Annotated in this window: 10 protein-coding genes; all 10 read left to right on the top strand. The window is 42.3% G+C overall.

The features are described from left to right. Positions 1–4 precede the first annotated feature (4 nt). The 10 genes from POV26_RS08265 (at position 5) to ftsA (ending at position 12,525) form a co-directional block, all read left to right on the top strand. The gene (locus POV26_RS08265) at positions 5–331 is read left to right on the top strand and encodes an FtsL-like putative cell division protein (RefSeq protein ID WP_272856004.1); all 327 of its coding nucleotides are present in this window, start codon (positions 5–7) and stop codon (positions 329–331) included. Positions 332–462: 131 nt separating this feature from the next. Further along, the gene (locus POV26_RS08260; RefSeq protein ID WP_045079211.1) at positions 463–2,463 is read left to right on the top strand and encodes a penicillin-binding protein; all 2,001 of its coding nucleotides are present in this window, start codon (positions 463–465) and stop codon (positions 2,461–2,463) included. After that, the gene (locus POV26_RS08255) at positions 2,460–3,923 is read left to right on the top strand and encodes a UDP-N-acetylmuramoyl-L-alanyl-D-glutamate--2,6-diaminopimelate ligase (protein ID WP_272856003.1); all 1,464 of its coding nucleotides are present in this window, start codon (positions 2,460–2,462) and stop codon (positions 3,921–3,923) included. The genes POV26_RS08260 and POV26_RS08255 overlap by 4 nt, the downstream gene beginning before the upstream one ends. Before the next feature lie 3 nt (positions 3,924–3,926). Continuing rightward, positions 3,927–5,168, top strand: coding sequence for a phospho-N-acetylmuramoyl-pentapeptide-transferase (gene mraY, locus POV26_RS08250; protein ID WP_272856002.1), 1,242 nt, complete (start codon positions 3,927–3,929; stop codon positions 5,166–5,168). Between the two features lies 1 nt (position 5,169). Next, complete coding sequence (gene murD, locus POV26_RS08245; protein WP_272856001.1) at positions 5,170–6,507, top strand: UDP-N-acetylmuramoyl-L-alanine--D-glutamate ligase; 1,338 nt, start codon at positions 5,170–5,172, stop codon at positions 6,505–6,507. A 96-nt stretch (positions 6,508–6,603) separates the two neighbouring features. Beyond that, positions 6,604–7,794, top strand: a complete 1,191-nt coding sequence (locus POV26_RS08240) for an FtsW/RodA/SpoVE family cell cycle protein (protein ID WP_272856000.1) — start codon at positions 6,604–6,606, stop codon at positions 7,792–7,794. A gap of 97 nt (positions 7,795–7,891) precedes the next feature. Beyond that, positions 7,892–8,992, top strand: a complete 1,101-nt coding sequence (gene murG, locus POV26_RS08235; protein ID WP_272855999.1) for an undecaprenyldiphospho-muramoylpentapeptide beta-N-acetylglucosaminyltransferase — start codon at positions 7,892–7,894, stop codon at positions 8,990–8,992. 108 nt (positions 8,993–9,100) lie between these two features. Next, on the top strand, positions 9,101–10,456 hold the full coding sequence (gene murC, locus POV26_RS08230) for a UDP-N-acetylmuramate--L-alanine ligase (RefSeq protein ID WP_272855998.1): 1,356 nt from the start codon (positions 9,101–9,103) through the stop codon (positions 10,454–10,456). After that, positions 10,446–11,162 carry a cell division protein FtsQ/DivIB gene (locus POV26_RS08225; protein ID WP_272855997.1) on the top strand — a complete coding sequence of 239 codons (717 nt, stop codon included), beginning with the start codon at positions 10,446–10,448 and terminating at the stop codon, positions 11,160–11,162. Before murC ends, POV26_RS08225 begins: the two co-directional genes overlap by 11 nt. Positions 11,163–11,166: 4 nt before the next feature. Beyond that, positions 11,167–12,525 carry a cell division protein FtsA gene (ftsA, locus tag POV26_RS08220; RefSeq protein WP_272855996.1) on the top strand — a complete coding sequence of 453 codons (1,359 nt, stop codon included), beginning with the start codon at positions 11,167–11,169 and terminating at the stop codon, positions 12,523–12,525. The last annotated feature ends 22 nt before the right edge of the window (positions 12,526–12,547 follow it).

Below are 12,547 nucleotides of genomic sequence, written 5' to 3'. Positions count from 1 at the left end.
AATTTTGAAAGAAGGTTTTTACAACATAATAAAAGGAAAATTTTTGGTGAGCGACGACGCGCTGAAAAACTGGCGCTTTATCATTTTCCTCTCCGTATTGGCTTTGATTATGATTGGTAGTTCGCACAGCGCGGACAAAAAAGTACATAAAATTTCAAAATTGAACGCACAGGTGAAAGAACTGAAAAGCGAATATGTTGACGTGCGAATGTTGTTGATGCAGGCCCGGATGGAGAGCAAAATTATTGCCGCGATGGAAAGTCGTGGATTGCAACCATCCACAACGCCTCCGAAGAGAATTAGGATTATAAAGGAGGAGAAAAAAGATTAAAGAATAAAGAAAAGGAACAATACCCCGTCCCTAAGGGAAGCCGTCATCCTTCCATATAGGCATCGGGAGTAAAACCAAAAACTGAGCACAGATTGCTGCGTACCGAACACTGACCACTGAATACTGAAAAAATGGCTTTTGAAGAAAAAAACATATTAAACCGTCTATACGTCGTTGCCGGATGCATGTTTCTTTTTGCGCTTGCCATTAGTGTGAAGTTGATGAACATTCAGTTTGTGGATGGTGAAAAATATCGCGAATTGGCAAAGGAAAACACTACCAAAAACTTCGTGATTCCTGCAAACCGCGGAAATGTTTACGCCGATGATGGCAGTCTTTTAGCTACTTCAGTCCCAAAATATGACATCCGCTTTGACGCCGTGACGGTTTCTTCGGAAGATTTCAAGGAAAATTTAAAGCCACTTTCAGAGGGGTTGAGCAAAATGTTTGGCAAGCCCGTTTCGCATTATCAAAATATGTTCAGAAAAGCGCGAGCCGATAAAAACAGGTATTTGCTTATCGTAAAAAATCTGGGCTATTCAGATTATATAAAGGTGAAAAACCTGCCGCTTTTCCGCAAAGGTCCCTACAAGGGTGGAATTATTGTGGAACAGCGCACCGTCCGCGAGCATCCCATTGGTAAGATAGCGCAACGCACCGTGGGCGATGAGGCTTATGACCGTCCGGGATATTACGCCGTTGGTTTGGAAGGTGCATTCAACGATTTGCTCACGGGGAAGGAAGGCCATAGGCTAAAGCAAAAAATAGCCAAGGGCCAGTGGAAGCCAATTTCCGACGACAATGAGATTGAACCGCAGGATGGCTATGATATCGTTTCAACCATAAACGTAAATATTCAAGACATTGCCCATCACGCCTTGCTGAAACAATTGGAATATTACGAAGCCGAGCACGGAACCGTAATTGTGATGGAAGTAGCAACGGGCGAAATAAAAGCCGTCTCAAATTTGGGTCGCACTTCCAACGGTACGTACTATGAAAAATTGAACTACGCCATTGGCGAATCGCACGAGCCGGGCTCTACCTTTAAGGTAATGGCAATGATGGCCGCTTTGGAAGATAAGGTAATAGACACCAGTACCGTGGTTGATACAGGCAACGGCGTAAAGGTTTTCTACGGAAGAAAAATTTACGATTCGCACCGCGGCGGCTACGGAAAAATATCTGCGGCGAAAGCATTGGAAGTTTCCTCAAACATTGGTTTGGCTACTATTATAAATGATAACTATTCCAAAAATCCCAACAAATTCATCAATCGTTTAAAAAGCTGGCACCTAACCGAAAAAACAGGCGTTGCCATTAAGGGTGAAGGCGTACCAATGATTCCACAGCCTGGCGATAAAAAGTGGAGCAAGAATGCACTTCCTTCTATGGCCTATGGGTATAACCTACGTCTCACTCCACTTCAAACTTTAAATTTTTACAATGCCATTGCCAATAACGGCGTAATGGTAAAACCTCGTTTTATAAAAGAAGTCCGCGCTTGGAATGAAAAAGTAACGACCTACGATACCAAAGTTATAAACCCTAAAATCTGTTCTGATGAAACCTTGGCGAAAATCAAGGAAATTATGAAGAACACCGTAATACGTGGTACGGGTAAATCGCTTTATTCCCCAGACTTTTCAATGGCGGGAAAAACGGGAACTGCCCAAACCGAATATTGGATGCCGGACTGGAAAAGCAACCGCCGTTACATTTCTTCTTTTGCAGGCTTTTTTCCTGCGGAAAACCCAAAGTATTCCTGTATCGTGATTATCCACAAACCGAGTACGAAAAAAGGGTTTTACGGCGCCGATGTTTCCGGACCTGTTTTTAAAAGAATTGCCCAGAAAATTTTTACCGAGTCCCGAAATATCGACAAGGTTGAAGGCATAGAACAGCCCGACCCAACCATTGAGAAGGATTTTGAAAGATATTATGCCAAGTTGCAACAACCCGCCAAAACAATTCCGAATGTAACCGGAATGGCAGGAATGGACGCCGTTTCCTTACTGGAAAATCTTGGGCTGCGGGTACAAGTTGTGGGCAATGGCACCGTTGCCAGCCAGTCCATAAAATCTGGTGAAACTTTAAAAAAGGGACAAACCATAACCTTGAATTTATCGTGATATTGTTAAAGGACATATTGTACAAAGTTACCATCGAAAGCGTTGTTGGCAGTACTTCCGTGGCTATAAACAATCTGGAGTTTGATTCCCGAAATGTTTCTTTAAACGATGTTTTTATTGCGATAAAAGGAACGGTTTCAGATGGGCACCAATTCATTAAAAAAGCTGCCGACCAAGGTGCCTTGGCCATTATTTGCGAAACCTTGCCGGAAAATATCATCAACGGAATTACCTATGTGCAGGTTGCGGATTCGCATAAGGCATTGGCGATAATGGCTGCCAATTACTACGGAAACCCTTCGGAAGAATTGAAGCTAGTTGGAATTACTGGCACCAATGGAAAAACAACGGTTTCTTCCTTGCTTTACCAACTTTTCAAAAAAGCGGGCTTGGAAGCTGGCTTACTTTCCACGGTAAAAATAATGGTGGGCGATACCGAATTTAAAGCCACGCACACTACGCCGGATTCGTTGACCATCAACAAATATTTGCGCGAAATGGTGGATGTTGGCGTGGAATATTGCTTTATGGAAGTGAGTTCGCACGGAATTCACCAAAAACGTACCGAGGTGCTTCATTTTACAGGAGGCGTTTTTACCAATCTTTCGCACGATCATTTGGATTACCACAAAGATTTTGCGGAATACCGCGATGTGAAAAAATCCTTTTTTGATGCTTTGCCAAAAACTGCTTTCGCACTGGTAAATGTGGACGATAAAAACGGCTTGGTAATGCTTCAGAATACGAAAGCGAGAAAATATACCTACGCCCTAAAAACCTACGCCGACTATAAAGCCCAAATTTTGGAAAGCCAGTTCACAGGGCAACTTCTGAAAATAAACAATCAGGAATTGTGGGTGAAATTGATTGGGGGATTCAACGCGTATAATCTACTTGCAATTTTTGGAACTGCGCAACTTTTGGGATTGAGGGAACTTGAAATTCTTCAAATAATGAGCACATTGGACAGTGTGGGCGGCAGGTTTCAATATTTAATTTCAGAAAAGAAAATCACTGCTATTGTGGATTATGCACATACGCCCGATGCCCTGAAAAATGTCTTGGAAACCATAAATGAAATCCGCACGGGCAACGAAGAAGTTATAACCGTGGTTGGTTGCGGCGGAGACCGCGATGCCCAGAAGCGCCCGGTTATGGGAAATATTGCTGCTTCACTAAGTACTAAAGTTGTTTTTACAAGTGATAACCCGCGCACTGAAAACCCAGAAAAAATCATCGAACAGATTGAAAAAGGTGTGCCTGCCGAGCATTATAAAAAGACGATTTCAATAACAAATAGAAAGGAAGCCATAAAAGCGGCTTGCCAAATGGCGCAGGAAAACGATATCATTTTGATTGCCGGAAAAGGCCACGAAACCTATCAGGAAATAAACGGAGAGCGCTTCGATTTTGATGATTTTAAAATAGTAAACCAACTTTTAACCGCCCTAAACAAATAGCCAATGCTTTACTATCTTTTTGAATATTTGGATAAAACATACGACTTGCCGGGCACGGGGCTGTTCAATTTTATCACGTTCCGGGCGATTTTGGCGGTTATCCTTTCGTTGTTTATCGCCACGGTTTACGGTAAAAAAATAATCAATTATCTGCAGAAAAAGCAAGTAGGCGAATCTATCCGCGATTTAGGTTTGGAAGGTCAAAACGAAAAAGCGGGAACGCCGACTATGGGCGGAATCATTATAATTCTCGCCACATTGGTTCCTGTTTTACTCTTTGCGAAACTCGAAAACATTTACGTAATCCTTTTGATTGTTACAACCGTTTGGATGGGGACCATCGGTTTTATTGACGATTACATTAAAAAATTCAAAAATGATAAGCAGGGATTGCCGGGAAAATTTAAGGTTATTGGCCAAATAGGTTTGGGCCTTTTCGTTGGTGCGACTATGTATTTGCACCCAGACATCATTGTGCAGCGAACCATTGAAAACCCTGAAACTGAAACACAAATAACGGAAGTCATTGCCAAGGAATCCACCAATACGTTTTACGTGAAGGATAAGGCAATGCTCACCACCATTCCATTTGTGAAGGAAAACGAATTCAATTACGCTGAACTTATAAGCTGGGCGGGCGAAAACTATAAGAGCTATGTCTGGCTCATTTTCATTCCCATCGTGATTTTTATAATCACGGCGGTTTCAAACGGGGCCAATCTCACCGATGGCATAGACGGCCTCGCCGCGGGTACTTCGGCCATTATTGGGCTTACGCTCGCGCTTTTTGCATGGGTGTCAGGCAACGTAATTTTTGCGGATTATCTCAACATTATGTACATCCCAAACACCGGAGAGATGACGATTTTCATCACCGCATTCGTAGGGGCCCTTATCGGGTTTTTATGGTACAACACCTATCCCGCCCAAGTGTTTATGGGCGATACGGGCAGTTTGACCATTGGCGGAATTATAGCAGTAATAGCAATTGCAGTTCGGAAAGAACTGCTTATACCCATTCTCTGTGGAATATTTCTGATGGAAAATCTTTCGGTGGTTTTACAGGTAAGCTGGTTTAAATACACAAAGAAGAAATTTGGTGAAGGCAGGCGCATTTTCAGAATGTCGCCATTGCATCACCACTATCAAATTAAGGGTTTCCACGAAAGTAAAATTGTTACGCGGTTTTGGATTGTGGGAATTTTTTTGGCCATTATCACAATCGTCACCTTAAAAATCAGATAAAGTGAAACAGCGGTTGGTGATTTTAGGAGGAGGTGAAAGCGGAGTAGGAACAGCCATTTTAGCAAAAAAGAAAGATTTTGAAGTATTTGTTTCAGACTTCGGAAAAATAAAGGAAAAGTACAGACAAGTTCTTATAAATAATGGAATTGAATGGGAAGAGGAAGGCCATTCCGAAGCCAAAATCCTGTCGGCAGACATAGTGATGAAAAGTCCGGGAATTCCCGATAAGGCGCCAATCGTTAAAAAGTTGCGCGAAAAGGGAGTGAAGGTTATTTCTGAAATTGAATTTGCTTCAAAATATACAAAGGCAACAATTGTCGGAATTACGGGAAGCAACGGGAAAACCACCACCGCAAGTTTGACTTACAAATTGCTGAAAGACGGCGGACTTAATGTGGCTTTGGGCGGAAACATCGGGAAGAGTTTCGCAGAGCAGGTTTCCGAAGAGAAGTACGAAAACTTCGTGCTCGAACTCAGTAGTTTTCAGCTTGACGGCATTGAAACCTTTGCGCCGCACATCGCAGTTTTGACCAATCTGAGTCCGGACCATTTGGACCGATATGATTATAAATATGAAAATTATATCGCTTCAAAATTTCGGATAACGATGAACCAAACCTCGCAGGATTACTTCATTTATGATGCAGACGATGTGGAAATAATAAAGTGGCTTTCGCAAAATTCCATAAAATCACAACCGCTGCCTTTTTCGGTAAAAAAGGAACTGAACCAGGGAGCTTTTAAAAGAAACAACGAAATAATAATAAAAATAAATAATACAGAATTTACTATGCCAATCGCAACAATCGGAATACAAGGGGAACACAATGTAAAGAACGCAATGGCCGCATCAACGGTAGCCACATTATTGAGAATCAGAAAACAGACAATCCGTGAAAGTCTGGAAGGATTTCAGGGCGTGGAGCACAGGTTGGAAAAGGTTTTAAAAATCAACAATGTGATGTACATCAACGATTCCAAAGCCACCAACGTAAATGCAACATTTTTTGCACTGGATAGTATGGAAAACCCAACCGTGTGGATTGTGGGCGGTGTGGACAAAGGCAACGATTACAGCGAATTGCTGCCTTTGGTAAACGAAAAGGTAAAGGCGATTATCTGCTTGGGGGTTGATAACGAAAAAATAATCAATGCCTTCGGGAATGTTGTGGATACAATAATTGAAACCGATTCCATGGCGATGGCGGTGCAGGTTGCCTACAAATTGGCTGAAAGGAATAACACCGTTTTACTTTCCCCAGCTTGCGCAAGTTTTGATTTATTCGAAAACTATGAAGACCGTGGCAGACAATTTAAAGACGCTGTAAGAAATTTATAAATTACGAAATTGAGGTCAACATTTAAAATAGAAGTAACCCAAATTCCTCCTTTAAAGGGAGCAAGGGGGATGTTTACTCAATGAAACTTTAAATTAATGAAAAACATTTTTCAATACATACAAGGCGATAGAGCAATATGGGGAATAGCAGGTCTTTTGGCGCTCTTTTCCTTTTTGCCGGTTTACAGTGCAAGCAGTAATTTGGCTTATTTGTATGGCGATGGAAGTACGTTGCCGTATTTGTTGAGGCATTTTGCGCATTTGGTTTTGGGCATTGCCATTTTGTATGGCGTGCATAAAATTCCGTACAATTATTTCCGGGGGCTTTCAATTATTGCTGTTCCTGTGGTAATTCTTCTTTTGATTATAACGATGGCCGAGGGAACCACTATTGAAGGCGCAAATGCCAGTCGCTGGATTCGTGTTCCATTTGTCGGAGTAACTTTTCAAACCTCCACCCTGGCAGGCGTGGTCATGATGACCTATGTGGCGCGTTATCTTTCGCGAATAAAGGACAAGACCGTTACTTTCAAAGAAACAATTTTACCCCTTTGGGTGCCAGTTTTCATAGTGTTGGCATTGATTCTTCCCGCGAACTTTTCCACCACCGCAATCTTTTTTTCAATGATTGTAATGCTCGTTTTTATAGGAGGTTATCCGTTGAAGTACTTAGGAATAATTCTTGGTGCCGGATTGATTTTCCTCACACTTTTTGTGCTGTCCGCTAAGGCGTTCCCTGGTGTTTTTCCAAATCGGGTTGATACCTGGATGAGCAGGATAGAAAATTTTGGCGATGGTAAAGACACCGAAGCGGATTATCAAATTGAGCACGCCAAAATAGCTATCGCATCAGGAGGTTTGGCAGGTCTGGGACCGGGCAAAAGTGTTCAAAAGAACTTTTTGCCACAGTCATCCTCCGATTTTATTTATGCAATAATTGTTGAGGAATTTGGCCTTTTGGGCGGCATGTTTTTGATGGTTTTGTATTTGTTTCTGCTTTTTAGGATTGTAGTGGTCGCGCATAAATCAACCTCCGTTTTTGGAAAGTTGTTGGTCATAGGCGTGGGCCTGCCCATTGTTTTTAGGGCGATGATAAATATGGCGGTGGCCGTGGAATTATTTCCGGTGACGGGCCAAAATTTGCCATTGATAAGTAGCGGCGGAACCTCAATTTGGATGACGTGTCTGGCACTGGGAATGATTTTAAGCGTGAGCGCAAAACGGGAGGTGGTTGCCAAAGAAGAAACAGAAGAAAATCCATTGGATATATTGAGCGAAACGATATAACAGTAGAGACGCACGGCCGTGCGTCTAATAAATAATATAACGTAGAGACGCACGGCCGTGCGTCTCCCCAGAACAAAGAACAAAGAGAAAAGAAACAGTGAAACCAAAATTCATCATAAGCGGCGGCGGCACCGGAGGTCATATTTACCCGGCGGTTGCCATTGCGAACGAGTTAAAAACCCGTTTTCCCGATGCTGAATTTTTGTTCGTTGGCGCAAAGGATAGAATGGAAATGGAAAAGGTGCCACAGGCAGGCTATAAAATAAAGGGACTTTGGATTTCTGGATTGCAGCGGAGTTTATCGCTTCAGAACCTATCGTTTCCGTTGAAACTTGTATCCAGTTTGCAAAAATCCTTGCAAATATTAAAAGAGTTTAAACCCGATGTTGCAATCGGTACGGGTGGTTATGCCAGCGCTCCCTTGTTGCGAATGGCCGCTTTAAAAGGGATTCCCTGCTTAATTCAAGAGCAGAATAGCCACGCAGGAATAACCAACAAATGGTTGAGCAGTAAAGTTCAGAAGATTTGTGTGGCTTATGAAGGAATGGGAAAATTCTTCCCTTCGGAAAAAGTAAGAATAACGGGCAATCCCGTGCGGCAGGATTTGCTGGATATTTCTTTAAAAAGGGAAGAAGCGGTAGCTTTCTTCAACTTGAAAAAAGAAAAGAAAACGTTGTTGGTTTTGGGCGGAAGTCTCGGTGCACGCCGTATCAACCAGTTGATTGAAAAATCATTGCCGTTTTTTGAAAAAAGCAATTTGCAGGTTATTTGGCAATGCGGAAAATTTTACGAAGGAACCTATAAAAACAGAGGTTCCCAAACGGTCCAAATCCATCCCTTTTTAAACCGAATGGATTTGGCATACGCGGCGGCAGATTTCATCATTTCGCGTGCGGGTGCTCTCTCGGTATCGGAACTGTGTTTGGTGGGCAAGCCCGTGATTTTCATTCCCTCGCCAAACGTTGCCGAAGACCACCAAACCAAAAACGCACTGGCAATTTCGGAAAAAAATGCCGCGTTATTAATCAAAGAAAACGATTTGGATTCAAATTTTGAAAGGGAATTTTCAGCATTGCTTGCATCCGAAGAAAAACAGAAAACACTTTCTGAAAACATAAAAAAACTGGCAAAACCAAACGCCACAAAAGATATAGTTGAAGAGATTGAGAAAATGATAAAGACGGGTTTAAAAGTTTAGAAGTTTAAAAGTTTAAAAGTTTAGTAAAACGCTTAAACACTTAAACACTTAAACACTTAAACATTTAAACCCATAAACCCATAAACCCATAAACATTTAAACTTAAAAATGAACAACCTAAATAACATACAAACTTTCTACTTCGTCGGCATCGGCGGCATTGGGATGAGTGCGCTTGCACGCTATTTCAAAATGCAGGGGAAGGCTGTTTTTGGGTACGACAGAACTTCAACAGATTTGACTGCGGAATTGATTTCGGAAGGCATCCCGGTTACTTTTATTGATGAAATTTCCGAGATTCAAAAAGAAGTTCTTTCAAAAGAGAATGTTTTGGTGGTTTACACGCCCGCCATTCCAAAGGGCAACAAGATTTTAAATTATTTCTTTTCAGAAGATTTTCAAATCGTAAAACGTGCCCAGCTTTTGGGCGAGGTTTCCAAAAATACGCTGTGTCTGGCCGTGGCCGGAACGCACGGAAAAACTACGACTTCGGCCATTTTGGGGCATTTATTGGCGGAATGCGATATGCCGGTAACCGCGTTTTTGGGCGGGATTGCTGAAAATTACAATTCAAATTTTATTTATAAAGGCAACGAAATAACCGTTGTTGAGGCAGACGAATTTGACCGTTCCTTCCTGCAGCTTCGCCCGGATATTGCCTGTGTAACTTCAATGGACGCGGACCATTTGGACATTTATGGCGATGCTTCGGAAATAGAGAATGCGTTTAGAACGTTTTCGCGGTTGGTTGAAAAAGAGGAAAATATTTTCATAAAAAAGAACCTTCCTTTGGATGGAGTGACCGTTGCCGTTGAGGAAACCGCGGATTATTCGGCCCAAAATGTAAAAATAAAGGACGGCGCCTATCTTTTCGATCTAAAAACCCCGAACGGAATATTGGAGAATTTAACTTTTAATCTTCCCGGCCGTCATAATCTCACAAATGCCGTTATGGCTTTGGGCATGGCAATTTTAGCAGGCTCCCCAACCGATTGCCTGCCCAAAGCATTGGCATCTTTTAAAGGGGTGAAACGCCGCTTTTCCTATAAAATAAAAACCGATGAATTGGTTTTGATAGACGATTATGCCCATCATCCCACGGAAATTGATGCGCTATTTCAGGCCGTGGACGAAATGTATCCGAACGATCACAAACAGATTGTCTTTCAGCCGCATCTTTTCAGCAGAACGCGCGATTTTGCTGAAGATTTTGCCAGAAGTCTTTCACAATTTGACGAGGTGGTGCTGCTGGATATTTATCCCGCTCGGGAAGAACCTATTGAGGGAATTACATCGGAATGGCTTTTAAATCAGGTTGTTTCAGAAAAGAAAAGAGTGGTTTTCAAATCTGCTCTGCCCGAAGTTTTATTGAAATCGAAATGTAGAATAAAATTGCTCGTAGGCGCCGGTGACATTGGTGCCGAAGTAAATAAGTTAACGCAAAAATTAAAAAATGAAACGTAGTCTCGAAATCATAAAATTTATATTTCTGCTCGGATTGATGGCATTCCTTTTCAGCTTTACAAAAAAGCGGAATGACGCCCGAAAAATCAAGAAGGTGGACGTAGAATTTGTGGATGAAAACAGCCCTTTTATCACCTACAATACAGTTAATAAATTGTTGATACAAAATCATGGCAAGGTTACGAGCATAGGTAAAGAAACTTTAGTTTTGAAGAAGATGGAGCAAAGATTGCAGGAAAACCCTATGATTCGTGATGCTCAGGTGTATCTGTCGGTGGACGGTACGTTGGGGGCAAAAATAGAACAGCGCAAACCTATAGGCAGGGTATCTGCTTCGCCGGATTATTACTTGGACGCAGACGGAAAAAAGATGCCGCTGTCTGATGTTTACTCTGCGAGAGTACCCATAATTACGGGAACTTCAAAGAATAATTTCAACGAACTTACCCCGCTGTTGCTTAAAATTGAGCGTGATGAATTTATGAAAAAATACGTGGTAGGTTTAAACAGAAAAGCGGATGGCGAAATAGAATTGGAACTCCGGAAAATGGATTTTAAAGTGCTTTTTGGAAAGCCGGAACACATTGAAAAAAAGTTTCAAAACTTTAAGGCTTTTTACAAAAAGACAAAACAGGACAGTACACTGTATGGGTACAATAGGGTAAATCTGAAATTTGACGATCAGGTAATTGCCACAAAAAAGTAAGACCATGGAAAACGATAATATTGCTGTAGGATTGGATATTGGAACTACCAAAATAGTAGCTATGATTGGTAGAAAGAACGATTATGGCAAAATGGAGGTATTGGGAATTGGCAAAGCCAAAAGCCTTGGCGTGCACCGTGGCGTGGTAAACAACATTACCCAAACCATTCAGTCGATTCAGCAAGCGGTACAGGATGCCGAGACTTCTTCGGGAATGAAGATAAAAGAAGTGGTCGTGGGCATTGCCGGCCAGCACATCCGGAGCCTTCAGCACAGCGATTACATTACCCGCCCCAATGGGGAAGATGTTATTAGGGAAGAAGACATTGATCGTCTTTGCAACCAAGTCCACAAATTGGTAATGCTTCCCGGCGAAGAGATTTTGCACGTACTGCCACAGGATTTTAAGGTTGACGGGCAGGCCGAAATAAAAGAGCCCATCGGCATGTACGGCGCACGTTTGGAAGCCAACTTTCACGTGGTGGTAGGGCAGGTTTCCTCCATCCGGAATGTGGGCAGATGTATAAAAAGTGCCGGACTGGAGCTTTCGGCAATTACGTTGGAGCCTTTGGCTTCCGCAAAAGCGGTTTTGAGCCAAGAGGAAAAGGAAGCGGGAGTAGCGCTGATTGACATTGGAGGCGGTACAACCGATTTGGCGATTTTTAAGGATGGCATCATTCGCCATACCGCTGTAATTCCTTTCGGCGGAAATGTGATTACCGAAGACATAAAGGAAGGCTGTTCCATCATTGAAAAGCAAGCGGAACTTCTGAAAATAAAATTTGGCTCAGCTTGGCCAGGGGAAAACAAAGACAACGAAATAGTTTCCATTCCTGGGCTTCGTGGCCGAGAGCCAAAGGAAATCAGCTTAAAAAACCTTTCAAAAATAATCCATGCCCGTGTTATCGAAATCATCGAGCAGGCGTATATGGAAATAAAAAATTACGGACACGAAGACTCAAAAAAGAAACTTATTGCAGGAATTGTACTTACTGGAGGCGGAGCGCAGCTTCAACATATAAAACAGCTTGTTGAATACATTACCGGAATGGACACCCGCATCGGGTACCCAAACGAGCATTTGGCAGGCGACAGCGATGCCGAAACCACAAGCCCAATGTACGCGACCGCAGTCGGTTTGGTACTGAACAGTTTGGAAAGCAAAGAAAAATCTTCATTGATGAAGCGTTTTCCGCATCAGGAATCCGCTATTGAGGAAGATGTAAAATCAAGTACAACCGAGACCGAAACGGAAACAGGAAAAAAAGACAAAAAAAGCAAAGAAAAGGAATCAAAAAGTTCCAAGCGGTTTTTTGATAAATGGGCCGAGAAGTTCAAGGAATTCCTTGACAACGCTGAATAAAGTGTTCAGTAGCGGTAAACAG

It is taken from the genome of Aequorivita todarodis, assembly GCF_028561335.1.
In the GTDB taxonomy this organism is placed as follows: Bacteria; Bacteroidota; Bacteroidia; order Flavobacteriales; family Flavobacteriaceae; genus Aequorivita; species Aequorivita todarodis.
The sequence above is the reverse complement of the archived record's forward strand: the minus strand, read 5'-3'. Positions and strand labels throughout refer to the sequence as shown.